Origin of the sequence: Streptomyces peucetius (genome assembly GCF_025854275.1) — a bacterium.
GTDB lineage: Bacteria > Actinomycetota > Actinomycetes > Streptomycetales > Streptomycetaceae > Streptomyces > Streptomyces peucetius_A.
The window spans coordinates 720,610-747,453 of sequence record NZ_CP107567.1 but is presented as its reverse complement, the minus strand read 5'-3'; the positions used below and the strand labels follow the sequence as shown (position 1 = coordinate 747,453).

26 protein-coding genes are annotated in these 26,844 nt (G+C 70.0%); 19 read left to right on the top strand and 7 right to left on the bottom strand.

Going from position 1 to position 26,844, the window contains the following annotated elements; genetic code table 11:
• Positions 1–17: 17 nt before the first annotated feature.
• Together OGH68_RS03465 and OGH68_RS03460 are read right to left on the bottom strand one after the other, a co-directional pair.
• Positions 18–1,058, bottom strand: a complete 1,041-nt coding sequence (locus OGH68_RS03465) for an NlpC/P60 family protein (protein WP_264241825.1) — start codon at positions 1,056–1,058, stop codon at positions 18–20.
• A 258-nt stretch (positions 1,059–1,316) separates the two neighbouring features.
• Positions 1,317–1,733 (bottom strand): nuclear transport factor 2 family protein, encoded by a 417-nt coding sequence (locus OGH68_RS03460; protein ID WP_264241824.1) that lies wholly within the window; start codon positions 1,731–1,733, stop codon positions 1,317–1,319.
• A gap of 490 nt (positions 1,734–2,223) precedes the next feature.
• Between OGH68_RS03460 and OGH68_RS03455 the strand changes: the two genes are divergently transcribed.
• From OGH68_RS03455 to OGH68_RS03395, 13 genes are all read left to right on the top strand, one after another.
• The gene (locus tag OGH68_RS03455; RefSeq protein WP_264241823.1) at positions 2,224–3,669 is read left to right on the top strand and encodes an MFS transporter; all 1,446 of its coding nucleotides are present in this window, start codon (positions 2,224–2,226) and stop codon (positions 3,667–3,669) included.
• A 129-nt stretch (positions 3,670–3,798) separates the two neighbouring features.
• Positions 3,799–4,971: a trans-sulfuration enzyme family protein gene (locus tag OGH68_RS03450; protein ID WP_264241822.1), complete on the top strand. Its 1,173-nt coding sequence runs from the start codon at positions 3,799–3,801 to the stop codon at positions 4,969–4,971.
• Positions 4,972–5,081: 110 nt separating this feature from the next.
• Positions 5,082–5,582, top strand: coding sequence for a MaoC family dehydratase (locus tag OGH68_RS03445; protein WP_264241821.1), 501 nt, complete (start codon positions 5,082–5,084; stop codon positions 5,580–5,582).
• Between the two features lie 44 nt (positions 5,583–5,626).
• Positions 5,627–6,466 (top strand): class I SAM-dependent methyltransferase, encoded by an 840-nt coding sequence (locus tag OGH68_RS03440; protein WP_264241820.1) that lies wholly within the window; start codon positions 5,627–5,629, stop codon positions 6,464–6,466.
• Positions 6,463–7,515, top strand: coding sequence for a class I SAM-dependent methyltransferase (locus OGH68_RS03435; RefSeq protein WP_264241819.1), 1,053 nt, complete (start codon positions 6,463–6,465; stop codon positions 7,513–7,515). The genes OGH68_RS03440 and OGH68_RS03435 overlap by 4 nt, the downstream gene beginning before the upstream one ends.
• Before the next feature lie 59 nt (positions 7,516–7,574).
• Complete coding sequence (locus OGH68_RS03430; protein WP_264241818.1) at positions 7,575–8,465, top strand: diiron oxygenase; 891 nt, start codon at positions 7,575–7,577, stop codon at positions 8,463–8,465.
• A gap of 21 nt (positions 8,466–8,486) precedes the next feature.
• On the top strand, positions 8,487–9,389 hold the full coding sequence (locus OGH68_RS03425) for a hypothetical protein (protein WP_264241817.1): 903 nt from the start codon (positions 8,487–8,489) through the stop codon (positions 9,387–9,389).
• 1 nt (position 9,390) lies between these two features.
• Complete coding sequence (locus OGH68_RS03420) at positions 9,391–10,128, top strand: 4'-phosphopantetheinyl transferase superfamily protein (RefSeq protein ID WP_264241816.1); 738 nt, start codon at positions 9,391–9,393, stop codon at positions 10,126–10,128.
• Between the two features lies 1 nt (position 10,129).
• Positions 10,130–11,326, top strand: a complete 1,197-nt coding sequence (gene metK, locus OGH68_RS03415) for a methionine adenosyltransferase (RefSeq protein WP_264241815.1) — start codon at positions 10,130–10,132, stop codon at positions 11,324–11,326.
• A 1-nt stretch (position 11,327) separates the two neighbouring features.
• Entirely contained in the window at positions 11,328–12,311 is a 984-nt protein-coding gene (locus OGH68_RS03410; RefSeq protein ID WP_264241814.1) for a carbohydrate kinase family protein, read from the top strand.
• Positions 12,312–12,408: 97 nt separating this feature from the next.
• On the top strand, positions 12,409–13,266 hold the full coding sequence (gene metF / locus OGH68_RS03405; protein ID WP_264241813.1) for a methylenetetrahydrofolate reductase [NAD(P)H]: 858 nt from the start codon (positions 12,409–12,411) through the stop codon (positions 13,264–13,266).
• The gene (gene ahcY / locus OGH68_RS03400; protein WP_264241812.1) at positions 13,256–14,662 is read left to right on the top strand and encodes an adenosylhomocysteinase; all 1,407 of its coding nucleotides are present in this window, start codon (positions 13,256–13,258) and stop codon (positions 14,660–14,662) included. The genes metF and ahcY overlap by 11 nt, the downstream gene beginning before the upstream one ends.
• Before the next feature lie 21 nt (positions 14,663–14,683).
• Positions 14,684–15,343, top strand: a complete 660-nt coding sequence (locus OGH68_RS03395) for a maleylpyruvate isomerase family mycothiol-dependent enzyme (RefSeq protein WP_264241811.1) — start codon at positions 14,684–14,686, stop codon at positions 15,341–15,343.
• Between the two features lie 50 nt (positions 15,344–15,393).
• On the opposite strand, the gene OGH68_RS03390 is transcribed toward OGH68_RS03395, so the two are convergent.
• Positions 15,394–16,134, bottom strand: a complete 741-nt coding sequence (locus tag OGH68_RS03390) for a PIG-L deacetylase family protein (RefSeq protein WP_264241810.1) — start codon at positions 16,132–16,134, stop codon at positions 15,394–15,396.
• 144 nt (positions 16,135–16,278) lie between these two features.
• Between OGH68_RS03390 and asnB the strand changes: the two genes are divergently transcribed.
• The 6 genes from asnB to OGH68_RS03360 all read left to right on the top strand — a co-directional run bounded on the left by asnB (position 16,279) and on the right by OGH68_RS03360 (position 23,535).
• Entirely contained in the window at positions 16,279–18,063 is a 1,785-nt protein-coding gene (asnB, locus tag OGH68_RS03385; protein ID WP_264241809.1) for an asparagine synthase (glutamine-hydrolyzing), read from the top strand.
• Positions 18,060–18,983 carry a 2-methylaconitate cis-trans isomerase PrpF family protein gene (locus OGH68_RS03380; protein WP_264241808.1) on the top strand — a complete coding sequence of 308 codons (924 nt, stop codon included), beginning with the start codon at positions 18,060–18,062 and terminating at the stop codon, positions 18,981–18,983. The genes asnB and OGH68_RS03380 overlap by 4 nt, the downstream gene beginning before the upstream one ends.
• A gap of 131 nt (positions 18,984–19,114) precedes the next feature.
• The gene (locus tag OGH68_RS03375) at positions 19,115–19,852 is read left to right on the top strand and encodes an SDR family oxidoreductase (protein WP_264241807.1); all 738 of its coding nucleotides are present in this window, start codon (positions 19,115–19,117) and stop codon (positions 19,850–19,852) included.
• Between the two features lie 41 nt (positions 19,853–19,893).
• On the top strand, positions 19,894–21,456 hold the full coding sequence (locus OGH68_RS03370; RefSeq protein WP_264241806.1) for a class I tRNA ligase family protein: 1,563 nt from the start codon (positions 19,894–19,896) through the stop codon (positions 21,454–21,456).
• A gap of 91 nt (positions 21,457–21,547) precedes the next feature.
• Positions 21,548–22,885, top strand: a complete 1,338-nt coding sequence (gene mshA / locus OGH68_RS03365) for a D-inositol-3-phosphate glycosyltransferase (protein WP_264241805.1) — start codon at positions 21,548–21,550, stop codon at positions 22,883–22,885.
• A 377-nt stretch (positions 22,886–23,262) separates the two neighbouring features.
• Positions 23,263–23,535: a hypothetical protein gene (locus OGH68_RS03360; protein WP_264241804.1), complete on the top strand. Its 273-nt coding sequence runs from the start codon at positions 23,263–23,265 to the stop codon at positions 23,533–23,535.
• 68 nt (positions 23,536–23,603) lie between these two features.
• On the opposite strand, the gene OGH68_RS03355 is transcribed toward OGH68_RS03360, so the two are convergent.
• The 4 genes from OGH68_RS03355 to OGH68_RS03340 form a co-directional block, all read right to left on the bottom strand.
• On the bottom strand, positions 23,604–24,041 hold the full coding sequence (locus tag OGH68_RS03355; RefSeq protein ID WP_264241803.1) for a Fur family transcriptional regulator: 438 nt from the start codon (positions 24,039–24,041) through the stop codon (positions 23,604–23,606).
• Between the two features lie 95 nt (positions 24,042–24,136).
• Positions 24,137–25,141 carry a helix-turn-helix transcriptional regulator gene (locus tag OGH68_RS03350; RefSeq protein ID WP_264241802.1) on the bottom strand — a complete coding sequence of 335 codons (1,005 nt, stop codon included), beginning with the start codon at positions 25,139–25,141 and terminating at the stop codon, positions 24,137–24,139.
• A 153-nt stretch (positions 25,142–25,294) separates the two neighbouring features.
• Positions 25,295–26,152, bottom strand: coding sequence for a class I SAM-dependent methyltransferase (locus OGH68_RS03345; protein WP_264241801.1), 858 nt, complete (start codon positions 26,150–26,152; stop codon positions 25,295–25,297).
• A gap of 196 nt (positions 26,153–26,348) precedes the next feature.
• Positions 26,349–26,699, bottom strand: a complete 351-nt coding sequence (locus OGH68_RS03340) for a GNAT family N-acetyltransferase (protein ID WP_264249886.1) — start codon at positions 26,697–26,699, stop codon at positions 26,349–26,351.
• Positions 26,700–26,844 lie beyond the last annotated feature (145 nt).

Sequence of the window (26,844 nt, the reverse complement as noted above, 5' to 3'; positions counted from 1 at the left end):
CGAACGGGGGAGGGGGCTCAGCTGATGCGCACGCCCCACATGAATGGCATTCCGCTGCGGGCGATGGACTCGTACCGCACCTGCGCTCCCGGCTTGGGGGCGTGCAGGATCTGCCCGTTTCCCGCGTAGAAGCCGACATGGCTCAGGTCGCTGCGCATGATGATGAGGTCGCCGGGCTTGAGCGCGCTGAGGGAGCCGATACGGGTTCCGGCACTGGCCTGCCCCTGTGAGGTGCGGGGTATGGAGACTCCGGCCTGGCGGAACGCCCACGACGTCAGCCCGGAGCAGTCGAAGGAGTTCGGTCCGGACGCTCCCCACACGTACGGCATGCCGACCCGGCTCCTGGCGGCGCTGAAGGCGGCGGCCGCGCGCTGCGAGGCACTGGCCTCATCACCGAGATCGACGCGGTCGCCGGCCCGGTTGGCGCGATCCTCCGCGGCGGCGATCCGGGCCCGCTCCTCGGCCGTCATGGTGTTGAGAAGCTGCCGGGCCTTGGAGAGCTTGCCCTGGATCTCCTGCTTCCTGCTCCCCAGTTCCTTGCGGGTGGCCTCGAGGTCCCTGAGTTTCTCCGCTGCCTGGCCGCGCTGCTGCTGCAGCGCACGCTGCTGGGACATGAACTGCTGGAGCAGGGTGACCTGCCTCGCGTTCAGCCGGTCGATGTCCGAGGCCTTGCGGAGGTAGGTGTCGGGGTTCTCCGAGAGCAGGAGCTGAACGGAGGGGTCCAGGCCGCCACTTCGGTACTGCCCGGCCGCCATGGTGCCCAGCCGGTCGCGCAGTTCGTTGAGCTCGCCCTGCTTACGGGCTGCTGTCTCCTGCAGAGCCTTGACCTGCTTCTGCAGCCCGTCGGCCTTCTCCTTCGCGCCGTTGTACTTCTCGGTGGCCTGCGTCGCCTCTTCGTACAGCCGGTCGACCTGCGCCTTGACGCCCTTCGCGGTGGGGTCGGGCAAGGGGTCCGCCGAGGCCGACTGCGCGGACAGGGCGACGGCTGCCGCCGCTGTCACGGTGAGCGCGGTCGTATAGCTCGGGTTCGGCTGCTTAGGACGACGGTGGGACGCCACTGAGGCGAGCTCCTTCTCCCTTGGCCGCCATCGCTCGGGGGACAGCGCTCCCTGGCACCGTCGGAGCGGTGGACGTGGCGGTCGCCTCCGTTGCCACCCCGGGCGGGTGATCGACCGTGCGGAGACTCGTGCGGATACTAATCTGTTAAGTGGATTAGTTACAACGCTTGTGGCTTTCGCGGAGGCCGAGGGGTGCGGGGTCGTCCGCTGGACGGAAGCCGGCGGCCGGCGGACGCCCCGCGTGGGCCGGACGCGCCCTCACTGCCTCCCCGGTTCCGCGCCGGAGGGCTGCTTGAGCGTACGGGTGACCTGGTCCGCTCGCCGGAGCCGGCCGTCCGGAGTGAATTCGGCGAACATGTGCACCTGCGTCGAGACCGGTCCGCTCTTGCGCATCTCGGCGTGGATGGTGAACCGGGCGGCGATGCGGTCGCCGTCCGCGAGCGCCTCGTGCACCTCGAACCGATACTCCGTCAGATTACGCCGGACCGGGCGGAGATGGGCGAGAAGCCGGTCCCAGTCGAGCCGAACGCCGTCGGCGACCTGCACGACGTCCCGAGTGTAGTACCTGCTCATCAGTGCGGCAGGGTCCTCCTCGGCCCGTACGACCGCATTGGTGAAGGAGGTGAAGAAGTCGCTGACGAACTGCTCGGGCGTCCGTGTCTCAAGGGCTTCCATGGCACCCCTCGGTCGGGGCGGGGGTCGAGTCCCGCCGGGATCGCTTACAGGGTTGTAAGATATGTGGCCCTCTTAACTTTGACAAGCCTGTAAGAGTTACTTCTCCTCGAAGCCTTCCGGCACCCTTCGGCGCGCCTTCCGCGCCCCGGCGTCGCCCCGTGCGGCAGGGCTGCCGTGATCGACGCCGGCGGCGGGTGTCAACCGGTAAGCCCGAGTGCACGTTCACGCCCCGCTTCCGGGCCCGCGGGGAACCGCTGGAGGTCGTGGCCGCCCGGATCGCCGACGACGTCATGGCGGCGACGGGCCTTCGTCGGCAGCCGACGAGGGTCCGTCGCGCCGTCGGCCGTTGTTCCGCGGTCGCAGCGCCGCCGCCGCGGCTCCGGTGGCCGAGGCCGGTGCACGACCCTTGCTCTCGCATACCCGCTGGGGGTATGTTACGTTGCGCTTCACAGGTACCCCCCAGGGGTATGTAGCCAAGGGAGATACGGTCATGTCAACGGTCAATCCCCGGCGGTGGTGGGCGCTCGCCGTGCTCGCAGCCGCCCAGTTCATGGTGATCATGGACACCTCGATCATCGGGGTCGCGCTCCCCGAGATGCAGAAGGACCTCGGCTTCTCGCAGGGCGAGCTCCAGTGGGTCTTCAACGCGTACGTCATCGCCTTCGGCGGACTGCTGCTGCTCGGTGGACGGCTCTCCGACCTGCTCGGCGCACGCAAGGTCTTCAACGCCGGCTGGGTCGTCATGATCGCCGGATCCGTCGTCGCCGCCGCGGCCCAGACCGCGTGGGTCGAGGTCGTCGGCCGTGCTGTGCAGGGTGTCGGTGGCGCGCTCATCGCGCCGGCCGCGATGACGCTGCTGATGATGCTCTTCGGGCACAACCCGAAGGAGCTCGGCAAGGCGATGGCCCTCTACGGCGCCGCCGCGCCCGCGGGCGGTACCGCCGGTGTGTTCCTCGGCGGCGTCTTCACCGAGTGGCTGAGCTGGCCGTGGGTGTTCATCATCTACGTCCCCATCGGTCTGGCGACCCTCGCCGCCACCAAGCTGCTGCCCGCCGTCGAGAGCCGTCGCGGTTCCGTCGACGTCCTGGGCGCGGTGGCCGTCACCGCCGGCCTGGCGCTCACCGTCTTCGCGGTCGTCCGGGCGCCCGAGGTGGGCTGGGGCTCGACGGGCACCGTGCTGCAGCTGGCTGGCGCCGCCGCCCTGCTGATCCTGTTCTTCGTGATCCAGAAGTCGGTGCGCGAGCCGCTGATGCCGCTGGGTATCTGGCGCGTGCCGCGTCTCGGCTCCGCCAACCTGGGCATGGCCCTGCTCGGCGCCGCGTGGATCCCGATGTGGTACTTCCTCAACCTCTACCTCCAGCAGGTCCTCGGCTACGGAGCCTTCGCCTCCGGCGCCGCCCTCCTGCCCATGACCGTGCTCCTCATGATCTTCATGACGATGATCACGGCCAGGCTGCTGGGCAGGTTCGGGGCCAAGCCGCTGATCGCAGGCGGCCTGCTCGTGCTGGCCGCCGGTCTGCTGTGGCTGTCCGCCGTGGAGCCGACCGGTACGTTCCTGGTCGACGTCCTGCCCGCCTCGCTCGTCGCCGCGCTCGGCATGTCGCTCGCCTACATCCCCGCGATGATGGCCGCGATGTCCGGCGCACCGCAGGAGCAGGCCGGTCTCGCGTCCGGCATCGTCAACACCACCTACAACGTCGGCTCCGCCCTGGGTCTGGCCGCGCTGACGGCGGTCGCCATGTCCCAGGGAGCCGGTGAGCTGGGCAACCTGCCCGCCCTCACCGACGGCTTCTCGTCGGCGTTCGTCGGCGCGGCCGTGATCGCCGCGGTCGGTGGCGTCATCACCCTGCTGGTCATGCGGAGCGAGAAGTCCGCCGCAGCCGCCGCGCAGGCCCAGGCCGCACCGGCCTCGCACGGTGAGCAGGTCGGCGTATAGCCGATGGGCTGCCACGCAGCCGGGGGAGTGGAGAGGTCCACAGAGGGACCGCCCGATGTCTCAGGCAGACATCGGGCGGTCCCTTTCCGTATCGCGAGCACCATCCGACCCGACCTGGAGAGCAGAGGAATGGACATACGGACGCGTTCCGTGCACATCGTGAACGAGCCCTTCGGTGAAGGGAGCTGGCCGCTCAGCGTGCCCATCGTGCAGTCGTCGGCCTTCGGCTTCGACTCGGCCGACGCGCTGGCGGACGCCATGGCGGGCCCGGACGGCCGGTACGTCTACACGAGGCGGGGCAACCCCACCGTCCGCGCGCTGGAGCGCACGGTCGCCGGGCTCGAGGGCGGTGCCACCGCCATCGCGTTCGCCTCGGGGATGGGGGCGATCAGCGGGGTGCTGCTCGCCCTGCTCGAGCCGGGCGACCATGTCATCGCCCAGCGGTGCCTGTACGGGGGGACCTATTCGGTCCTCTCCGATCTGGCCCGGCGGTTCGGTGTCGAGGTCGAGCATCCGGCAAGTGACGACCCGGGCGAGCTGGAAAGCCTGCTGCGGCCGGCGACGCGCCTGGTCCTGCTGGAGACGATCTCCAACCCGACGGGCCGGGTGCCGGACCTGCCGGCACTGACGGCGGCCGCCCGTCAGCGCGGGGCCCTCGTCCTGGTGGACAACTCCCTCGCCTCGCCGGTGCTGTGCCGGCCCATCGAGTACGGAGCCGACATCGTCGTGCACTCGACGACGAAGTATCTGGCCGGCCACTCCGACGTGCTCGGGGGCGTCGCCGTCTTCGCGGACGAGGATCTGCGGCGCCGTGTCTGGGGACGCACCGTCGAACTCGGAGCCACACCGGACCCGTTCGCGGCATGGCTGACGCTGCGCGGGCTGCCGACCCTCCCGCTGCGGATGCGGCAGCACTGCTCCAACGCCGGGGTCGTCGCGGAGCGGCTTGCCGGGCACGCCGCCGTACGGGCCGTCCACTGGCCGTGGCTCACGGACAACCCGACGTACCGGGCCGCCCGCAGGGTCCTGTCGGGCGGTGGGGGGATGGTCACCTGCGAGCTGGCCGGCGGTCGCGAGGCGGGCCGCGCGTTCATCGAGAAGGTGCGGCTGGCGCGGCTCGCCCTGTCCCTCGGCGGCGTGGAGACCCTCGTCGCACACCCCGCCTCCACCTCTCACCGTGAGCTCGACAGCCGTGCGCTGGCCGCGGCGGGCGTGGGCGCCGGCACCGTGCGCATCTCGGTGGGCATCGAGCACATCGACGACCTCTGGGCGGACATCGAGCAAGCGCTCGGCGACGGCTGACGCACCGACAGGTGCGAATCGGTCGTAGATTTGGATTGACAAAATAAATGGTCGATTCGTAGATTGGAGTCAGATCAGAAACCACACTTCCGGCTCAAGGGGGGCGCGGCATGCGCTACTTCGAGGACTTCCGCACCGGCGACGTTCACCAGCTGGGCACGGTCACCGTCACCGAGGACGAGGTGCTGGAGTTCGCCAGGCGTTTCGATCCGCAGCCGTTCCACATCGACGCCGAGCTGGCCGAGCAGTCGCCGTTCGGCGGGCTCATCGCCAGCGGCTTCCACACCGCCTCGCTCTTCATGCGGCGGTACGTCGACGGGCTGCTCGCCTACAGCGCCTGCGCCGGCTCCCCGGGCATCGACGAGATCCGGTTCCACCGACCCGTACGCCCCGGTGACGTGCTCACCGCCAGGCTCGAGGTCCTCGGTTCCCGTCCCTCGCTCATGAGCCCCGCCACCGGCATCGTCCAGCCCCGCTGCGAGCTGGTGGCCCCGGACGGGACGGTCGTGTTCAGCATGATCCTGCACAGCATCTTCCGGCGGCGCCCCGCCGACTCCTCCGTTCGATCCCCCGCGGCGGAGGACCCGGTCGCCTGTGTGAGGGCCGGCTGAGCACGACCGTCCGCTCATTCCCATCCAATGAAGGGGGGCCTTCCGTGGAGGCCGTATCCCGCACCGCCCAGTGGACCGCCGCAGCGCGTGCCCTGGAGACCGAGCGCGAGGACCGGCTGTTCGCCGATCCTTACGCGCGTACCGTCGCCGACACCGTCGGCTTCGACCTCCTCGAGCGGTACGCGGGCGCAGGCACCGTGCCGTTCCTGGCCATTCGCACCACCTATCTGGACCGCGCCATCGGCCGCGCCGTCGAGGACCGGGGAATCCGCCAGGTCGTCTTCCTCGCCGCCGGCATGGACACCCGCTTCTACCGCCTGACCTGGCCGGCGGGCGTCACCGTCTACGAACTGGACCGGCCCGCGCTGCTCGACGCGAAGGCCGCCATGCTCGCCGGCGAGCCGGCCCCCGCCGACCGGGAACGGCACACCGTCGCGGTCGATCTCACCCAGGACTGGACGGGACACCTGAAGGAAGCCGGCTGGCGGTCGGAGGAGGCCACCCTCTGGGTCGTCGAGGGACTGCTGTTCTTCCTCCCCGAGGAAGCCGTCCGCGCCCTCATCACCGGCCTGTCGGCGCACAGCGCCCCCGGCTCCGTCCTCCTCGGTGACGTCATCAGCCGGTCCGCCCTGCAGAACCCGCTGTCCCGCCCCTTCCTGCGAGCTCTGGAGGAGGACGGCAACCCCTGGCTCTTCGGCACCGAGGAACCCGAGCAGCTGCTCCAGGACTGCGGCTGGTCCGTGCGCGAGGTCAAGCAGCCCGGCGAGGACGGCGCCGACTTCGGACGCTGGCCCTATCCGGTGCCGGCACGCGAGGTGCCGCGGGTGCCCCGGTCCTTCCTGTTCACCTGCGACCTGCCCACCGGCGAGGAGAACGCATCATGACCGACAGCCCCACCACGGAATTCCACCAGCGCGTCATCGGTGACGCGGCCGCCGCGGTCCGCGGTCTGACCGTGGCCCTCGGCGAGCGGCTCGGCCTGTACCGGGCGCTGGCCGACCACGGCCCGCTCACCACCGCGCAGCTCGCCGAACGCACCGGCACCGCCGAGCGGTACGTCGAGGAATGGCTGCACTCCCAGCTCAGTGCCGAGTACGTCGAGCGGCACCCCAGCGCCGGGACGTACACGCTGCCCGCCGCCCACGCGCGGGTGCTCGCCGACCCCACGGCCGTCACCCATGCCGCAGGGTTCTTCACCGCGCTGAAGGCGCTGTACGCCACCGAGGACCTCTTGGTGGAGGCGTACCGCACCGGTGACGGCGTCGGCTGGGCCGAGCACGACCCGGCGCTCGACACCGGCATGGGCAGCTTCTTCGAGCCCACCTACCAGCACCGTCTGCTGCCCGACTGGCTCCCCGCGCTGCACGACGTCACCGGCAAGCTGGCCGCCGGCGGCCGGGTCGCCGACGTGGGCTGCGGCGTCGGACACACCACGCTGCTCATCGCGAAGGCCTACCCCGAGGCGACCGTCTACGGCTTCGACTACTCGGAGGAGGCCATCGCCATCGCCCGCCAGCTGGCGGAGGACGCCGGCCTCTGTGACCGGGTGGTCTTCGAGACCGCTTCGGCCGACGACTACCCGGGCTCCGGGTACGACCTGGTGACCTTCTTCAACTGCCTGCACGACATGGGCGATCCGGTCGCCGCCGCCCAGCACGTCCACAAGTCCCTCGACGGCGACGGCACATGGATGCTCGTCGAGTCGAACGTGTCGCCCGCCGACGTCGACTCCGGCACTCCGGCCGCCCGGATGTTCATGGCTCTGTCCGCCGTCATGTGCCTGCCGGTGGCGGTTGCCCAGCGAGGCCCGCACGCCCTGGGCAACCACTCCGGCGAGAAGGCGTTCCGCGCCATCGCCGAAGAGGCCGGCTTCACCCGCTGGCGCAGGGCGACCGAGACGCCGGTCAACGCCGTGTACGAGGTCAGGCCCTGACCGCCACTGCAATCCCCGCCCCCGTCCGTGCGCCACCCACGTACGCATCAGGAGAGACCATGGCCCAGGCGGCCCTGCCCGTGAACGACCGTTTCCTCGAGGTCCTCGGGAGGCTGAGCGAGAAGTCGATCGAGGACTACTACAACCCCTACCAGCAGTTCCAGTGGCCCGACCGGCTCGACGAGGACCGCATGTGGATGAGCCCCGAGCTGCTCACCCCGTACGGCACCCCCCTCTTCGACGAGCTCGGGGAGGACACACTGCGCCGGCTCGCCAAGTGGGAGTCCATCAACTTCTACAGCCTCAACGTCCACGGCATCCGCGAGCTGCTCATCGAGGTGGTCGGCCGCATCCACATGCCGGGCTTCGAGGTCCCCTCGGACTTCTTCCACCACTTCATCGGTGAAGAGAACGAACACATGTGGTTCTTCGCCGAGTTCTGCCGGCGCTACGGCGGCAAGATCTACGGCTCCACGGCCATGCGCGCCGACTCCGTGTGGGAGCCGGAGGTCGAGAACTTCCTCGTCTTCGCGCGCATCCTCTTCTTCGAGGAGCTCGTCGACCACTACAACAGCAGGATGGCGCAGGACCCGGCGCTCTGCGACACCATCCGCGAGGTCAACCGCATCCACCACCAGGACGAGTCCCGCCACATCGCCTTCGGCCGGGAACTGGTGTCCCTGCTCCACCTGCGGATGCGTGAGGCGGTCGGCGCCGAGCGGCTCGCCGAGGTGGAGGCGTACCTGAAGCGCTACGTCGTCTACAGCGTCAACTCCCTCTACAACCCCCACGTCTACCGCGACGCCGGCATCGCCGACCCCCTGGCCCTGCGCACGGCACTCATCACCGACGAGCGCCGGCGGCCCCACGAGCGCAAGGCCATCCGTAAGCCCCTCGCCTTCTTCCTGAAGACCGGGATCTTCTCCGACGACACCCTGCCGGTCGTCTGAACCGAGAGGTGGATCGACATCGTGTCCCGTACCACTTTGACCGCACAGCGAGGGTCGCCCGCACCACCGGCCTCCCCGGGAGAACCGCACGGGCTTCCGTCACTCGGACCCGAGGGCACCGCCCTCCTCCGACTGCTCGACGACACCTTCGAGTCCTGGGGCGTCGACGCGGGCGCCCACGCCATGACGATGCCGCCGCTGCTGCCCGCAGCGGACCTGGCACGGCTCGACTACTACGAGAACTTCCCTCATCAGGCGGTGCTCGCCGCCCCGCTCGACCTGGACCGGCGTGAGCAGGAGAAGTTCTGCGACGACTCGGGCTGCTTCCCCTGCAGCGCCCTCCAGCCGGCCGCGCTCGGGCTGCCCTCGGCCTCCTGCTACGCCGTCTACCTCGACCACGAGGGGCGCCGGCTCACCGAGGACACCCTGGTGACCGTCGTCGGCTGGTGCTTCCGCAAGGAGGATCGCTACGAGGGCCTGCGGCGGCAACTGGGTTTCCGTATGCGGGAGATCGTCGCCATCGGCGGCCGTGAGCACGCCGAGGAACACCTCTGCCGCTTCACCGAGCGCATCACCGCCTTCGCGGCGGCGCTCGACCTCCCGCTGCGCAAGGAAGCGGCCTGCGACCCGTTCTTCGACAAGGGCGGCTCCAAGGCGGTCCTCCAGCGCCTGTCACCCGTCAAGCACGAATTCCTCTACGAGGACCTGGCGATCGCCTCCGTCAACACCCACCGCAACTTCTTCGGTGACCGCTGCTCCATCAGCCTCGCCGACACCGGTGGCCCCGCCTTCACCAGTTGCGTCGCGTTCGGCCTCGAACGGTGGCTCTCGGCGCTCACCCGGCGGCACGGCGACTGGGCGGCCGCCACCGAGGCGGTCCGCACCGCCGTGGCACGACTGGCGTCGGCCGGGCCGGTGACCTGACGTGCCGGCCCGCCCCACCGCTGCCTCCGGCGGCCTGGGCTGGGCGAATCTCGGCATGGACATCGTGTCCGTCAACCGTGTCCGCCGGCTCATGGCCGACCACGGCGAAGCGTTCTTCGACCGGATGCTCGATGCCGGCGAACTGGCCGACTGCCGAACGTCGACCGGCCTCGACGTGCTCAGCCTCTGCGGCCGCATCGCCGCCAAGGAGGCGGCCTTCAAGACACTGCGGGTCCGCAACCGGTTCCTGCCATGGCGTGACATCGTCGTGCGGCGCTCGGACGGCGGCTGGCCCCTGGTCGAACTCCGCCGGTCCGCCGCGTCCATGGCCGCCGACTCCGGCATCACCGGGATCACCGTGAGCATCAGCCACGACGTCGACTACGCCGTCGCCGTCGCCGCGCCCATCATCGGCGACCCTCCTGCCGCCGCCCCCACCGGCGGTCACGACACACCAGCCCACCCCCATGAACACGACACCGTAAGGAGCACAGCCATGAGCGCAGGTCTGCAGCAGGTCAAGGACTGGATCCTCAAGCGTCACCAGGACCGTGAGGACATCGCCTCCGACCTGGACCTCATCGAGAACCGGCTGATCGACTCGCTGTCCTTCGTCGAGTTCGTCTTCCTGCTCGAGCAGCAGAGCGGCCGGACGATCGAGATGGAGACCCTCGAGGTCGACGCCATCCGCACGCTGGCCGCCATCGAGGACAACTTCTTCCGTGCGGAGGTGAAGTGACATGACCCGACGGCTCTTCACCTCCGAATCCGTCACCGAGGGACACCCCGACAAGATCGCCGACAGGATCAGCGACACGATCCTCGACGCGCTGCTGGCCGAGGACCCGGCGTCCCGCGTCGCCGTCGAGACGCTCATCACCACCGGGCAGGTGCACATAGCCGGCGAGGTGACCACCGCGGCCTACGTGCCCATGGCGGAGCTGGTGCGGGAAGCCGTGCTCGACATCGGCTACGACTCGTCGGCGAAGGGCTTCGACGGCGCTTCCTGTGGTGTGTCCGTCTCGATCGGGGCCCAGTCGCCGGACATCGCACAGGGCGTCGACACCTCCGGCAAGGAGGGCGAGGAGCTCGACCGGCAGGGCGCGGGCGACCAGGGCCTGATGTTCGGCTACGCCTGCGACGACACCGCCGAACTGATGCCGCTGCCCATCCACCTCGCCCACCGGCTCTCCCGCCGGCTGAGCGAGGTCCGCAAGGACGGGACCGTCCCCTACCTGCGCCCGGACGGCAAGACCCAGGTCACCATCGAGTACGACGGCGACCGGCCCGTCCGCCTGGACACGGTCGTCGTCTCCTCCCAGCACGCCGCCGACATCAGTCTCGACGGACTCCTCGCCCCCGACATCCGCGAACACGTGGTCGAGGCAGAGCTCAAGGCACTTGCCGAACAGGGTGTGAGCCTGGAGAGCGACGGCTACCGGCTGCTCGTGAACCCGACCGGGCGTTTCGAGATCGGCGGCCCGATGGGTGACGCCGGACTGACCGGCCGGAAGATCATCATCGACACGTACGGCGGGATGGCCCGTCACGGCGGCGGCGCGTTCTCCGGCAAGGACCCCTCCAAGGTCGACCGCTCCGCCGCGTACGCCATGCGCTGGGTCGCGAAGAACGTGGTGGCCGCCGGCCTGGCACGCCGCTGCGAGGTGCAGGTCGCCTACGCCATCGGCAAGGCCGAGCCGGTGGGCCTGTTCGTCGAGACCTTCGGCACCGAGACCGTGGCCGTGGAACGCATCCAGTCGGCGATCGACCGGGTCTTCGATCTCCGCCCGGCCGCCGTCATCCGCGACCTCGACCTGCTGCGGCCCGTCTACGCCCGGACCGCCGCATACGGCCACTTCGGCCGCGAGCTGCCGGAATTCACCTGGGAACGCACCGACCGGGCCGACGCCCTGCGCAGGGCGGCGGCGGAGGACTGAGATGCGGATCGCTGTCACCGGCTCCATCGCCACCGACCATCTGATGACTTTCCCCGGGAGGTTCACCGACCAGTTCCTGGCCGACCGGCTCGACCGGGTGTCACTGTCCTTCCTCGCGGACCGCCTGGAGATACGGCGAGGGGGAGTGGCAGCGAACATCTCCTTCGGGCTCGGAATGCTCGGGCTCCGGCCGGTACTGGTCGGAGCGGTGGGCAGCGACTTCGAGCCCTACCGGGTCCGGCTGAAACAGCACGGGGTCGACACGGACTCCGTGCGGATCAGCGCCGAACTCCACACGGCCCGGTTCCTGTGCACCACAGACCGGATGCAGAACCAGATCGCCACCTTCTACGCCGGGGCCATGACGGAGGCCAAGGAGATCGACCTCTGCGCCGTGATCCGCAGAGTCGGCCGGCTCGGCCTCGTCATGATCTCCCCGGACGATCCCGAAGCGATGGTCCGGCACACGCGGGCATGCCGTAAGCACGGCATCGCGTTCGCGGCCGATCCGGCCCAGCAACTGGCCGGACTCGGCAGGGAAGAGACTCTGGAACTCGTCACCGGCGCCCGGTGGCTGTTCACCAACGAGTACGAGGCAGCACTGCTCCAGGAGCGCACCCGCCTCACCGGGGAGCAGATCCTCGGCAGGGTCGGCTGCTGGGTGACCACCCTCGGTGCGCAGGGCGTACGCATCGAGCGGGAAGGGCAGCCCCCGCTGACCGTCCCGGCCGTCGACGTGGCCGGCGTCGTGGACCCCACAGGCGCCGGCGACGGCTTCCGGGCCGGGTTCCTCGCGGGCCTGGCCTGGGGCGTGCCGGAGCTCCACGCGGCGCAACTGGGCTGCGCCGTGGCCGCGACGGTGCTCGACTACGTGGGAACGCAGGAGTACCGCCTCTACCGCGACTCCCTCGTCTGCCGGCTCAGGACGTCGTACGGCCCCGAGTCCGTCGCTCATCTCGTCGCACACTTCAGGGACCTGACATGAAGGGCCGCGTGACGTGCCGCCTCCGCCCCGGACACTCCACTGGCGCGACCGCCGCCCACGACCCGGAGGCGAACCACTTCGACGCCGGAGTCCGCCGGTGACCACCTTCTCCTTCGAATTCTTCCCACCGAAGACATCGGCCGGCGAAGCGACGCTCTGGGAGGCGCTGCGACGCGTCGAGCCGCTGGCACCCGACTTCGTTTCCGTGACGTACGGGGCGGGCGGCTCCTCGCGGGACCGCACGGTCGCCGTCACCAAACGCATCGCCGCGGAGACCACTCTGCGTCCTGTGGCCCATCTGACCGCCGTCGGCCACTCGGTGGCCGAGCTGCGCCACATCATCGGCCAGTACGCCGACGCGGGCATCCGCGACGTGCTGGTACTGCGCGGTGACCCTCCCGGCGACCCGAACGCCCGGTGGACACCGCATCCCGAGGGCTTCACCCACGCCGTCGAACTGGTGCGACTCGTCAGGTCACTCGGCGAGTTCACCGTCGGCGTGGCCGCCTTCCCCGAAGGGCACCCGCGTGCCGCGTCCCGGGACGACGACATCCGCCACTTCGTGGCCAAGTGCGAGGCGGGTGCCGACTACGCGATCACGCAGATGTTCTTCGACGTGGAGACGTACCTGAGATTCCGGGATCGCGTGTCCGCTGCGGGCTGCTCGACACCGATCATTCCCGAGATCATGCCGGCGACCGACTACCGCCAGATCAGCCGCTTCGCCCGGCTCAGCGACGCCGCCTTCCCCAGGCACCTGGCACTGCGCCTCGAGGCGGTACGCGCCGATCCCGCCGCCTCCTACCGGATCGGCGTCGACCACGCCACGGAGATGGCGAACAGGCTTCTCGCCGAGGGCGCCCCGGGACTGCACTACATCACGCTCAACCGTTCGACGGCAGCACTCGACATCCACCGCAATGTCCAGGCGTCAAGGAGCCCTCATGTCTGCTGAGTTCACGGATTTCAAGGTCGCCGACCTGTCTCTTGCTTCTTTCGGTCGCAAGGAGATCACGCTGGCCGAGCACGAGATGCCCGGTCTGATGGCGATCCGCAAGGAGTACGCCGATGCGCGGCCGCTGGCCGGGGCGCGGATCACCGGTTCCCTGCACATGACGGTGCAGACCGCGGTCCTGATCGAGACGTTGGTGGCGTTGGGTGCGCAGGTGCGTTGGGTGTCGTGCAACATCTACTCGACGCAGGACCATGCGGCCGCGGCGATAGCGGCGGCGGGGATCCCGGTGTTCGCCTGGAAGGGCGAGACGCTCCAGGAGTACTGGTGGTGCACCGAGCAGGCGCTGACCTGGCCCGGCCACGCGGGCCCGAACATGATCCTCGACGACGGCGGGGACGCCACCCTCCTGGTCCACCAGGGCGTCGAGTTCGCCAAGGCCGGCACAGTGCCCGACCCGGCGACCGCCGACAACGACGAACAGCGCGTCATCCTCCAACTCCTGAAGAACAGCACCCTCGACTGGGTCCGTCTCGCTGCCGGCATCCGGGGGGTGACGGAGGAGACCACCACCGGTGTCCACCGCCTGTACGAGATGCACCGCGACGGCACGCTGCTGTTCCCGGCGATCAACGTGAACGACGCGGTGACGAAGTCGAAGTTCGACAACAAGTACGGCTGCCGCCACTCGCTCATCGACGGCATCAACCGCGCCACCGACGTCCTGATCGGCGGCAAGACCGCGGTCGTGTGCGGCTACGGCGACGTCGGCAAGGGCTGCGCCGAATCACTGCGCGGCCAGGGCGCCCGGGTGATCGTCACGGAGATCGACCCGATCTGCGCGCTGCAGGCGGCGATGGACGGCTACCAGGTCACCACCCTCGACGACGTCATCGAGAGCGCGGACATCTTCATCACGACGACCGGCAACAAGGACATCATCATGGCCCCGGACATGGCCAGGATGAAGCACCAGGCCATCGTGGGCAACATCGGCCACTTCGACAACGAGATCGACATGGCCGGCCTCGCCCGGATTCCCGGCATCGTCAAGGACGAGGTCAAACCCCAGGTCCACACCTGGACCTTCCCCGACGGCAAGGTCCTCATCGTCCTGTCCGAGGGCCGCCTGCTCAACCTCGGCAACGCCACCGGCCACCCCTCCTTCGTGATGTCCAACTCCTTCGCCGACCAGACCCTCGCCCAGATCGAACTCTTCACCAAACCGGCCGACTACCCCACCGGCGTCTACGTGCTCCCCAAACACCTCGACGAGAAGGTCGCCCGCCTCCACCTCGACGCACTCGGCGTCACACTCACCACCCTGCGCCCCGAACAGGCCGCCTACATCGGCGTCGACGTCGACGGCCCCTACAAGCCCGACCACTACCGCTACTGATCCGGTCGAAAGGGGAGTCAGATGTCCAAAAGGCCTCGTGACCCCGCGTTGCCCGGCCGTCTCCTCCTGACGGAGAGGGACGCTCTCATGCCGCTGCTCCGGTCCGCGCCGGACGAGTTGTTCGCCCTCCGGACCGCCTGCCCGGGCTGGACGGTCCGCGAAGTGCTCGCCCACTGCGGCGCCGCGCTGATGCGGATCGTGGAAGGACGGCTCGAAGAGGGGGTCTTCCTGCCCGAGGCCAACGCGGCCGACGTGGCGGACCGGGCGGACTGGCCGCTGGGACGCGTGCTGGACGAGCTGGAGCGCGGCTTCACCGAGGCGGGTCCGGTGATCGCCACCCACGAGGACGGCCTGCTGGACACGGTCGCCCTGGGGGAGTGGGTCCATGCCGGCGATGTGCGCGACGCATGGGGCACGCCGGGCGCCTACGCCGGTGAAGGCGCCGCACCGGCACTGGAGTTGCTGTCGGTCGCCAGCAGAAGACGGGATACACCTCTGTTGCGGGCGACCCTCGGCGACGGCAGCACGCTCGTACTCGGCGACGCGGTCCCGGGGCGGGCGCCTGCCCGGCTGGTGGCCGACGTGCCGACGTTGATCCGGCTCTACTCCGGGCGACCCCTGGTGGGCACGCGCTACGAGCTCGACGGTGCCCACGAGCACGAGCTGGTCATCTACCGCTGAGCCGGAAGGGACCGGGCAACGAGCCGGGCAACCGGGCTACTCGGCCCCCGCTACTCGGTCGACACGATCTGGAAGGCCTCGGCGAGGCGGCCCTGCGGGAGGCCGCCCGCCTGGGCGTGTTCCGACAGCCAGGTGTGCAGCAGACCGGACAGATCGTCGAAGTGCGCGGTCTGTGAGGTGTGGATGCGCAGGGCTTCGACCTTGCGTGCGAAGACGTTTGTGACGTCGACGTACTGATTCGGGGTCGGGCCGGTCATCAGCCAGAGCTCCCGAACGGTCCAGGGCTCGAGCCCCTCGTCCCGGAGGAGCTCGGGGTAGGCGAACGGGTTGCGTGCTTCCGGATAGACGGCGCGCAGTGCCGCGTCCCCGACGGCGCGGTGGTCGGGGTGCAGGTCGGCGAGCCGCTTCCAGTTGATCTCGGGGCTCGGAATGACGGCGCGCTGCGGCCGGACCTCACGGATCACCCGGCACAGGTCCCGCCGCAGGGCGACGCTCGGCTCCACGAGGCTGTCGGGGTAGCCGAGGAAGCGGACGTCCTGCACCCCGCTGAGCTTTGCCGAATGGACCTGTTCCGCACGGCGCAGATCCGCCATCGCCTGCCGGGGCAGCTGTTCGTCGTAACCGCCGGCTCCTCCGTCCGTGACGATGCAGTAGGTCGCCCTGGTGCCTCGGGCGATCCACTGCATCACGGTTCCGCTGACGCAGAACTCGATGTCGTCCGGGTGGGCGGCCACGACCAGCAGGCTCTCGGGTGCGCCGCGGTCGGGTGAGTCCGTCTTCAACTCGTCCATGTCCTCAGCCTGTTGCTCCGACGGACTCGGGGCAAGGCGCATCCGGTGGCGCGTCCACGACATGGCACTTACGCGCCACTCAAAAAATTGGTAGATTCAAATCATTGGTCTGGATAAGGAACGTGACCGTCGGAGGCGACTGGCATGTGCAGGATTTTCGGTTCCTTCGCCGCTGGGGTGACAGACCCCGAGCTGCATGCCGTGTCGGGCAGACAGCGCCACGGCGGACCCGACGAGCGCGGCGTCCTCAGCGGCCGCGGCTGGTCGCTCGGGTGTGACCGGCTGGCGGTGACGGACCCCGGCCACGGTAGTCAGCCGTACCGGTTACGCACCGCCCCCGGTGTGCTCGCCGTGTTCAACGGGGAGATCTACAACCATCGTGAGCTGCGGCGGCGTCTGTCCGCCCGCGGCCACCGTCTCGACGGTCGGTGCGACGGCAGCCTTCTGCCCGCCCTCTACACGGAGTACGGCCCCGGCTTCGCGGAGCACCTGGACGGCATGTTCGCCGTCGCGGTGCTCGACCTGCGCTCACGGCCGCGACTCGTGCTGGCCGTGGACGACATGGGCATGAAGCCCATCCACTACCACGTCGCCGGAGACGGGTCCGTGCGCTTCGCCTCCGAGATCCCGGCGCTCCTCGCGTTCGACGCCGTCCCCACCGACATCCGGGAGGAGACGCTCGACACCGTACTGGCGACGAAGACGCCGCTGGGCACCGAGACGGCGCTCCGCGGGGTGCACGTACTGCCGCCCGGAGCAACCGCCGTCGCCCACCCCGGTTCCGCTCTCCGGATACGCCGCCGCGCACCGCGGGACACTGCGCAGGCCGGCGGCCGGGGCACGCTTGACACCTTGCGGCACGAGACGGAGCGGCTGGCCGCCGCCGATGTGCCGGTCTGCGCGGTCACCAGCGGTGGCCTCGACTCGGGCCTCGTCACCGCGCTGGCGGCCGAAGAGCTCCGCCTCGACGACAGGCAGCTGCACACCTTCCACCTCGGCTACAAGGGCCGCTGGCCCGGTGCCGAGCACACCTACGCACAAGCTGTCGCCAACCGGGCCCGCACGGTGCACCACCGGGTCGACGTCGACCCGTCGGAACTCGCCTCCCTGCTCACGCGGACCGTGCGCCACCTGGGCCAGCCCAACGCCGACCCGATCGCCCTGAGCACCTACGCCCTGTTCCGCGCGGTCCGTGAGGCGGGCTTCACCGTCGCCCTCACCGGCGACGGGGCCGACGAACTCTTCGGCGGCTACGACCGCGTCCGCAGCGCCCTGGCGGTTCCTGAGGGCCAGGACTGGGTAGCCGCCTACGTCGATGCGCTCGCCGCCGCCCCGAGGCTGCTGCGCCACAGTCTGTACACCCCGGCCTATCGAGCCCTTCTCAGGGAACGTGGTTCCGCCAGTGACCGGATCGCCGCCCGTCTGCGCGACTCCCCCAAGGACCGGCTCTCCACCCTCGAGGACTTCGAGACGCGATGCCGGCTGCCCGCGTACCATCTGCGTCGCGTCGACCATCTGAGCATGGCCTGGGCCGTCGAGACCCGGATGCCCTTCTGCCAGCCCGGGACCGTGGCCATGGCACGCTCGCGGACCGCGGCGGAGCGCACCGGGAAGCGCGCCCTGTACGACGTGGGCCGCGAACTGCTGCCCGGTTCGGTACTGAACCGGCCCAAGCAGCCCTTCACCCTTCCCCTCGCCGCCATGATGGCGTCCGGCAGTCCGCTCATGGACACGGTGCGGGAGCTGTTGTCCCCGGCGAGACTCGGCCGGGACGGGCGCCTGCGTCCCGACCGGGTCCAGGCGCTGCTGGCCCGCCAGGCCGCCCGGCCCTCCGCCTCCGACGCGCTGGCCCTGTGGGGCATCGCCGTTCATGAGCTGTGGACGGAGGTCGTGCAGGGGCTGCGCATCCCCGTCGGCTGCGCGGCGTGAAGGCGGATGTCGTCCGGGCGGAGGGGGCGCCCGGCCCGACTCTCGTACTCGCCGGGGACAGGCTCCCGCAGGGCGCGCTGGCCCTGGGGGAGGAGCTACGGAACGTGCGCCGGTGGCTGGACCGCACCGGACGCGGCCACATCAGGAAGATCGCCCTGTACGGGGCCTCCTCCTCCTCGGCCTTCGACCTGGAGTACCGGTTCGTCCAGAGCCTGCCGCGAGGGTTCGACTTCCGCACCGGCTGCGGTCATTCGCTGCTCGCTTGCGTCGCAGCCGCGGGACGAGCCGGACCGGTGCGCGTACGTGCCCTGACGACCGGCGACGCCGTCGTCTGCGAGCCGGAGCCGCAGGGCACCCGTACCGTCAGGTTCACCGGCCCCTGGGCGGCCCGCCGTCTGCTGCCGACGGGTTGCCCGGTCGACCGGATCGGCGGCTTCGACGTCTCACTGGTGCGCTTCGGAAACCCCTATGTGTTCGTCGACGCCTCGGCGTTCGGCGTGCGGACGGCGGAGGAACTGTTCGGCGCCGGCGTCGAACTGCTGCTGCCGCTGCTCAGGGTGCGCGCGGCGGCGGCCCGGCTGCTCGGCCTGGCACCGCGCTCCGCGCTGCCAAAGATCGCGGCGATCGGGGCGGACGGCAGCGGCCGGCCGTTCGTACGGAGCGTCGCGGTCGACGGCTGGCACCCGAGCCTCGCGCTCACCGGCGCGGCATGCCTCACGGCAGCCGTGGCCGTTCCGGGGACGGTGCCGCACCGCCTCGCCGACGGCTCCGCCCTGACGATCCTCACCCCGGGGGGCGCGGTGCGGACGACCGCCGTGGCGAAGGCGGGAGTCCTGGGCAGTGTCGCGGTGCACGGCAAGCGGGCGCACATACTGGAACGGTCGGTGCGCCTGCCCTGGCGTATCCGCGTCACGGCGTGAATACGCAGCCCTTCCGACCCCTTCACCAGGCCCGTCCTCTGCCACGCTGGATTCCACAAGGGCTCCCGACTGCTCATCCGCATCGGGGAGTTCCACCGGCTTCCGTCCTGTGTGGGGGAGTGCAGCAGAGGATGAAATTCGAGAATCTACGCGTCGTGGTGACCGGGGCGTCCCGTCACTTCGGCCGTGCGCTCGCCATCGGATTCGCCCATCTGGGCGCCGAGGTCTACGTATCGGCCCGCACGGTCGAAGCGGCCGAACGCACCAGGACCGAAGTCATGGGTTCCGCCAGGGACCGGATCCACACGTTCGGTTGCGACCTGAGCAGGCCCGCCGACATCCGGGAGTTCGCCCGGCGCGTGGGCGAACACACGGACCGGGTGGACCTGCTGGTCAACAACGGGGCCAGATGGCTGGACGGCCTGGAGCTCGACGACGCCTCCGACGACGAGATCGTGGAGACGATCGAGTCGACGGCCGGCGGCACGGTGCTCATGGTCAAGCACTTCCTGCCCCTGCTCCGTGCGTCCGGCCGGCCCGACATCGTCAACATGGTCGCCGTGTGCGCGGGCCGCGCGACACCCCACTCCACGGCGCACGAAGCCTTCTACGCGGCGAAGGGCGCCCAGGCCGGCTTCGCCGACATCCTTTCCCGGCGTCTCGGCCCTTCGGGTATTCGCGTCTTCTCGCTGTATCCACCGGACTTCTCCACCTCCGACCCGCGGTCCGCCGAATGGGAAGACATGGGCCCGGACCGGCAGAGCGCCGAGGAGAAGCTCACCACCCAGGCCCTTTTCGAATGCATCGTCTACGCGGTCGAACAGCCGCGGGACTGCTTCATCCGCTCTTTCCACTTCGAACCGCGCTGAGCACCGCACCCGCGACACTCCAGCGTCAAGGAGGTCCAACCGTGAACACTCCACTCTGGATCACCGCGACCCCGCCCGCCCCCTGCGCCGAACTCGAGATCGGTCATCTTGCCGGCCCCTACGTGGCCGCCGACGTCCTGGCACGCTTCCTGCGTGCGGACGGCGAGCGGGTCCTGTTCACCACGGGGACCGCGGACCACACCGCGTCGGTGGAGGCCAAGGCACTTCGCGTGCACCGGAACCCGGCCGCGGTCGCCGACGGCTACCGTGCCTCGATCACCGCGGACTGGCGGCACGCGGCCGTCGAGTTCGACCACATCGTCCACCCGCGCCGCGACCGTGGGTACGCCCGCTGGATACAGGGACTCTTCCGCAGGCTCCACGCGGACGGAGCCGTCGTGATGCGCTCCCGGCCGATGCCGTACTGCGCCTCCTGCGAACGCTGGCTGCACGGCGCTCTGGTGACCGGTGGCTGTCCCCACTGCCGGGCGACGAGCGAGGGCGGCATGTGCCGCGCCTGCGCGCGGCCCAACGACGGCGGAGTCCTGACCGACCCCTTTTGCGGGCTGTGCGGCGCCGCCCCGCAGACGCGTCGCTCCCGCCGGCCGTACCTCGTGCTGGAGCAGTTCCGTGAACCGCTGGCCGACTACTGGGCGGCCTCCGAGCTCCCGCCACGGCTGGCGGTGCTCTGCGAAACCCTCGTCGAGGACGGCCTGCCCGACGTGGCCGTGGGCCACCCCGGCTCCTGGGGGATCCCGGTACCCGTCGACGGATTCGACGGCCACCGCATCGACGGATGCTTCGAGGCGGCAGCCATGCACCTGTTCGGCCAGGGCTTCGACAGCCGCCCGCTGCCCGAACGCACCGCGCACTTCGGCGGCTTCGGGCACACCTTCTGCCATGCGGTGCTGCTTCCCGCGCTGCTGCTGGCACAGGGTGTGAAGCTGCCGCAGGACTTCTACGTCAACGAGACCTATGCGGCGGCGCAGGCGCCGGACGAGGCATGGGCACTGGACCTGCTGATCGAGTACGGCTCGGACACACTGCGCCGGCATGTGCTCGAAGGGCGTCCGGCCGCGCGGCGAACCGACTTCCGCATGGACGATCTGGCGCGGACGCGACAGACGCTCACCGGCACCTGGAACGGCTGGCTGAACCGCCTGTTCGAAGCGGTGCAGGAGGAGAACGCCGGCCTGGTCCCCGAAGCCGCTCCGGGCGGCGCGGGATGGGACACGCAGCTTCGACGTCTCCACCGCGCCGTCGACGACCTGCGCGACGCATATGCGCCCGAGGCGTTCGACCCGCGTCGCGCCGTCCTCCTCCTCGACGAGATCGTGCTCTCCACGGCCGACTTCGGATACGCCAATGCCCACCAGCGCAGGCGCCCCGGCGCGGACGGCCGCCACCACCCGTCGCTGACCGCACAGTTGAGCGTGGCAGCGGCCCTGTCCGCCTGGGCAGGTCCCGTGATGCCGGAAGGGTCCAAGCGCCTGGCCTCCGCGCTCCGCATCGAACCGGGGGGTCCGGTCACGGCCGACGCACTGGCCGTGCCCGCTTCCGGCACGCGACTCGCACGGCTCTCGGGACCCGTATTCGGGTTCTGAGGGGTTGTCCCTTCCAGCGATCCGCCGCGCGGCCGGGCGCCGGCGATCCGACGCGGCGCAGGGGCGCGCGGCCTCCGATTGAGGAGCTGCTGTGTCCCTGCGCATCGCCATGCTCAGCGTCCACACCTCACCCCTGCACCAGCCCGGCACCGGAGACGCCGGCGGCATGAACGTCTACATGCTCGAGCTCGCACGTGCCCTCGCCGACCGGAACGCCTCCGTCGACCTCTTCACCCGCTGCCGGGGGGAGGGGCAGCCCGAGTCGGTGCGGACGGCCGACCGGGTCCGGGTCCGGCATCTGCACGCCGGTCCCTGCGAGCCGCTGTCGAAGGAGTCGATGCGTGACCTCCTGCTGGAGTTCTCGCTGGCTCTGATCAGGGCCAGGACCGAGGGTCCGTACGACCTGGTCCATTCCCACTACTGGCTGTCCGGGCAGGCCGGAGCACTCGCGTCGGAGCACTGGCGGGTTCCCCTGGTGCACACCATGCACACGCTTGCCAAGGTGAAGAACTCCTGTCTGGCGCCCGGTGACGTCCCCGAGCCCGAGTGGCGCATCCGCGGCGAAGCCGGTGTCGTGCGGGCGGCGGACCGTCTCATAGCGAACACCCCCGACGAAGCCGCCGCGTTGGTGGGCCTGTACGGCGCCGACCGGATGCGCACCGAGGTGGTGAGTCCGGGAGTGGACACGCGGCTGTTCCGTCCGGGACACGGACGGCAGGGGGCCCGGGCGCGCCTGGGGCTGCCGTCGGACGCCTTCGTGCCGCTCTTCGCCGGTCGCATCCAGCCGCTCAAGGGCCCGGACGTCCTGGTCGAAGCGGTGGGCGAAGTTCTTCGCTCGGCACCGGGACTGCGCGGCCGCACGGTCGTGCCCGTCGTCGGCGGGCTGAGCGGCCGTGGTGCTGTCGCCGCACCGGACGCGCTGGAGAACCTGTGCGGGCAGGAGGGAGTCCTTGACGTCATGCGTTTCGAGCCGGCCATGTCCCAGGAGGAGCTGGCCGAGTGGTATCGGGCGGCGGACGTTCTGGTCGTTCCCTCTCGCAGCGAGTCCTTCGGTCTGGTGGCACTCGAGGCACAGGCCTGCGGAACCCCGGTGCTTGCGTCGGACGTCGGCGGACTGCCCACGGCCGTGTGGGACGGCGTCACGGGACTGCTCGTACGCGGCCACGATCCCGCCGACTACGCGGACCGGCTGTTGTGGCTGGCGCGTCACCCCGGTGCGGTGACGTCGATGGGACACGCCGCGGTGCGTCACGCGCGGGCGATGAGCTGGGAGGCGGCCGCCGACAGGACGCTGACCGTGTACGAACGCGCCCTGCGGGCCGGGAAGTCGGATGGGGCAAGGGCGGCGGCATGCCCCTGCCCCGTCGGCAACCCCCTCCTGGAGGAACAGGGGAGCCGAACCGCCAGTCTAGCATCTGTTTTGGTTTGACCAAAAGATGAGCGTGCTCAAGAGGGCGACGCCCCCGGTCGGGGCTTCGCCCTCGTCGTCTCGCGGCCGGCGTGTGCCTGCCGCGGGAGCCCTGTGGCGCTCTCCGTTCCGTCGGCCGTGCCGTTCCCCGGTCTTCACCCAATGCGTTCTGGCGGTTCGTTTTCCGGTGCCGCAGGAGCCCTTTGACGCTGCCCTTGTGATTCGAGCGGTGACGCGTCTACGCCATGGCAGGTCCACGACGCTGAAAACTATGGATGCGCCGCTCGTCCTGAGCGATTATTTAGATGTCTTCGAGAGCCCGGCGGCACGGGCCCCGGAGACGGAATACCGATTCGCATCCTGGAGGAAACATGTCTGCTCACGTTCGCATTTACGGAATGCGCAAGGTCGTTCGGCAGCTGGTCGTGGCCGCGGTTCTGTGTTCCGCAATAGCCCTTCCGCCGGTGATGGCGGCCGGTCAGGGCAATGCCGCGCAGGCGGAGGGCGACGGCGAGTGGCCGGCGCCCGGCCCGGCCGTGGTGCTGGCCGACGGTGAGTGGCCGGCGCCCACGCCGGCTCCGTCGGAGTCCGGCGATGGCGAGTGGCCTGCGCCGGAGCCGGAGCTGGTGCAGCCGGCGGACGGTGAGTGGCCGGCGCCGTCGCAGGGCTGAGAAATGCGGAAAGGCCCGGAGAGACCTTGGCGGCAGGGTCACTCCGGGCCTTCGCCGTCTCTGTGCGGCTAATCGCCGCTTGCGGACCGGCAGTCGGGGCATATGCCTTTGAACACGATCTCCGAGCCCTGGATGTCCCACCCGGGCAAGCTGGCGACCGGTTTACGCGGGGCCGTGCTCGTCACGTTGTCGACGCGACCGCAGGCCGTGCAGAGCGCGTGGTGATGCGATTTCCCGGCGATTTCGAAGACCGCCGGCCATCCTGGACGGTCGAATTTCGTCACAAGCCCGGTCTCGAGAAAATGCCGAAGCATTTCATAAACAGCCTGGCTGGTGAGCGTGCCCAACTTCTCGCGCGCTGCGGCGGTCAGGGACTCCACATCCAGATGGGCGCCGCCGGCCAGGATCTGCAGGATCTCGAGGCGCGGACCCGTCACGCGCAGGCCGACGTCGCGGAGCCGCTGTATCGCCGCATCGCGCTCGGTCGTCATTACCTCGCGTGTCATGATCTCCGCCACCTGGTTGGACCAAACCTTTGCGGGCATCGTACCTCTTGGTCCCCAAGAAGTGACGAGGGCCGCCCGGTGGGGAGCCAGGAGGCTCAGTCGAGCCAGCCGAGCCGCGCGGCCCGTACGCCCGCCTCGAAACGGCTGGACGCGCCGAGTTCGGCCATGACCTCCGACAGCATGCGGCTGACGGTCCGCAAGGAGACGCCCATGCTGCGGGCGATCTTCTCGTCCTTCATGCCCGACGCGAGCATGCGCAGGGCCGCCCGCTGCTGTTCCGTCAGACCGTCGCCGCCCTGTTCCGAGTTGAGCACTTCCCCATAGGGCGTGGCCGTGTGCCAGCAGTACTCGTAGAGGGCCAGATAGGAGCGGACCAGCGCGGCGCCGCGGGCGAGGATGGCGCCCAGGGTCGGGTTCGACGGATCCAGCGGGATGAGGGCGAAATGGTGGTCGGCGATGACCATGTTCATGGGCACCACCGGGGACATGCGGATCTCGGCACCCTGCTCGGCCTTGCGCCGGAAGTACTCGGCCTGCTCGGGCACGGAGACGAACCGCTGGTTGAAGATCGCCCGGATGCGTACGCCCTTGTCGAGCTGGCGCCGGTCACGCTCCAGGACGCGTTCGGGGAACTCCCGCTGCAGCGTCCCCGGATGCATCATGGCTTCTTCGTGCCGCACCACGTGGCTCATGTCTTCGAGCACCTGCTGGATACGGCGGTAGTCGGTGAGAACCTCGACTTCGACCTCGGTGCCCTTGGTGAGGGTGCCGGGCCTCAGGAAGCGGCCGGCCAGTGATTCGAGCGCGCTGTACGACCGGTCGGCCTCGGCGAGATGCTCCTGGAGGCGCTGCTGCTCGCGCTGGAGCAGCCGGAGCAACGCGATCTCCGGGTCGATGACCGCGACGGTGTCGGTTTCGGCGTCGCCGGGCGCGTCGCCCTCCGCGTCGAGACGGCTGGCATGCTTCTCGCCCGTGGGGACGATGAGACCTAAGTCCAGCAACTCGGAGCGACATCGCTCCCGTTCGTCGACGTCCAGCTCCAGATCGACGACTGCCTTCTCGTAGCTTCCCGCCCCGCGGGCACGCAGCTCCTGGTACAAGGAAAGTGTCAGATCGGCCGACTGCGTCCCTGTTTTGTCGGTTTTCCCCACGCGCAGCGCCCCCCTGGCTCACCTGGAAACATCGCACCCCGTCACACCTTAGACACAGATGTGGTGCACGCCTCGCACCCTTGATCGATGATGTGACGCGAGTCACTTCTGTGCGTGACAGACGAGGAAGACGCTCAAGGTCCGGCGATCGAGGCGCTGTTGCTTCCGCTCGGCGACACGGAGGCCGGCCGCGTCGAGCTCGTCCCGCAGAATGTCCTGGTCGACGACCCACTTGAACGTGGTCAGCACCGAGCTGTGGGTCTGCGCTCCGGCTCCGGAGCGCTCCGAGTGGTACGTGATCCGCTCGGTCATGGCCTCCGGATCGAACACCTGCCGGGCCACGGTCCACTCGGAACGGCCGTCGAAGCGCGGCACCTGGAAGCGCCACGTGCGGCGCGGCGCCCGGGAGAGCCCGTCGAGCTCGTGCGACGTGTAGTCGAGCGCGAGCATGCCGCCTCTGTTCAGGTGGGAGGCGACCTCGTGCAACAGCCCCGGGCGGGCGTCGGGGGACACCGCGGACACCATGGCCCCTGCCAGGATCGCCAGGTCGTAGTGCTGATGCAGTTTCAGGTGATCGAGATCCGCGCGGGTGGTGGAGAGGGAGCACCGGGCGCGCGGACCGATACGGGCGGCCCACGAACGCAGCCGTGCGAGGCTCGCGGCGTCCCTGTCCACGGCGTCCACCTGGAAGCCGTGCTGTGCGAACGGCACGGCCAGCCGCCCGGAACCGGAACCCAGGTCGAGAACCCGGCCGCCGGTGCGCCTGGCCAGGTTCAGATACTCCAGGATGTCCTCGCTGTACGGGCCGAGCAGCGATTCGTGCAGCCACATGTCCTGCTCGTCGATCGGTGACACCGACTCCAGGCCCGGGAGCCGCAAGGGCAGGGGCGGTGCGACCGGGGTCCGAACCGACAGGACGTCGAGTGCGGCGCGCACGGGAGTCTCGGTCTGGGTGCGCATGGGTCCTCCGCGGGCGCTCGGCCTGGTCCTGCCGTCGAGGCTGGGCCCGGCTCCGCCGGAACCCCGCTGACCACAATGGTTCCCGAACCCCGCCGGTGGGGCCAGCGCCAACGGTTGCGCATCCACGCCATAGCGTGGATGCGCCACGGATGTTCGCGGAGGACGGTGACGTGCGCTGCCGGTGCGTCGCCCGTCTCTACAGGCCGCGCACCAGCCGGGTGCCCGAGCCGGTGAACCCGTGGCGGCGGAAGAAACCCCCGGTCGGGTCCTGCTCCGAGTGCAGCGTCACCGACTGCTGCTCGGCGTCGTGTTCGAGCATGAGCTCCGTCGCCGCGGTGAGCAGCGTGCTTCCGACGTCCCTGCCGCGTCGGTCGAGCGCGGCGCACAGGGTGTACAACTCACCCTCGCCGGCGGTCGGTACGCCTCCGGCGGCGGCGCCCACCACTCGGTCGCCCTCCATGGCGACGAGCCACCCGAGCCACCCGGGTGCGCCGCCGGGGATGCCGATCTCGGCCCTGATGCGGGTCAGTGAGCAATTGCTGCTCACCAAGTGCTGGACGGCCGCTTCATCCAGAACGCCGGTATAGGTGTCGCGTATTGCTTCTGCCAGGAGGCGCGATATTGCGGATGCCTCGGCAGGGGTTGCGGAACGCACCTCCACGGGGTGCATGGGCTCTGGACCTCCCGAGGGT

Bases quoted from the DNA above. Each gene is read 5' to 3' on its own strand.
- OGH68_RS03360 (WP_264241804.1), top strand. From the start codon at position 23,263: ATGCGCAAGGTCGTTCGGCAGCTGGTCGTGGCCGCGGTTCTGTGTTCC.
- OGH68_RS03345 (WP_264241801.1), bottom strand. From the start codon at position 26,152: ATGCGCACCCAGACCGAGACTCCCGTGCGCGCCGCACTCGACGTCCTG.
- OGH68_RS03435 (WP_264241819.1), top strand. From the start codon at position 6,463: ATGACCGACAGCCCCACCACGGAATTCCACCAGCGCGTCATCGGTGAC.
- OGH68_RS03445 (WP_264241821.1), top strand. From the start codon at position 5,082: ATGCGCTACTTCGAGGACTTCCGCACCGGCGACGTTCACCAGCTGGGC.
- OGH68_RS03390 (WP_264241810.1), bottom strand. From the start codon at position 16,134: ATGGACGAGTTGAAGACGGACTCACCCGACCGCGGCGCACCCGAGAGC.
- OGH68_RS03395 (WP_264241811.1), top strand. From the start codon at position 14,684: ATGTCCAAAAGGCCTCGTGACCCCGCGTTGCCCGGCCGTCTCCTCCTG.
- OGH68_RS03430 (WP_264241818.1), top strand. From the start codon at position 7,575: ATGGCCCAGGCGGCCCTGCCCGTGAACGACCGTTTCCTCGAGGTCCTC.
- OGH68_RS03450 (WP_264241822.1), top strand. From the start codon at position 3,799: ATGGACATACGGACGCGTTCCGTGCACATCGTGAACGAGCCCTTCGGT.
- OGH68_RS03410 (WP_264241814.1), top strand. From the start codon at position 11,328: ATGCGGATCGCTGTCACCGGCTCCATCGCCACCGACCATCTGATGACT.
- metK (WP_264241815.1), top strand. From the start codon at position 10,130: ATGACCCGACGGCTCTTCACCTCCGAATCCGTCACCGAGGGACACCCC.
- asnB (WP_264241809.1), top strand. From the start codon at position 16,279: ATGTGCAGGATTTTCGGTTCCTTCGCCGCTGGGGTGACAGACCCCGAG.
- OGH68_RS03455 (WP_264241823.1), top strand. From the start codon at position 2,224: ATGTCAACGGTCAATCCCCGGCGGTGGTGGGCGCTCGCCGTGCTCGCA.
- ahcY (WP_264241812.1), top strand. From the start codon at position 13,256: ATGTCTGCTGAGTTCACGGATTTCAAGGTCGCCGACCTGTCTCTTGCT.
- OGH68_RS03375 (WP_264241807.1), top strand. From the start codon at position 19,115: ATGAAATTCGAGAATCTACGCGTCGTGGTGACCGGGGCGTCCCGTCAC.
- OGH68_RS03355 (WP_264241803.1), bottom strand. From the start codon at position 24,041: ATGACACGCGAGGTAATGACGACCGAGCGCGATGCGGCGATACAGCGG.
- OGH68_RS03460 (WP_264241824.1), bottom strand. From the start codon at position 1,733: ATGGAAGCCCTTGAGACACGGACGCCCGAGCAGTTCGTCAGCGACTTC.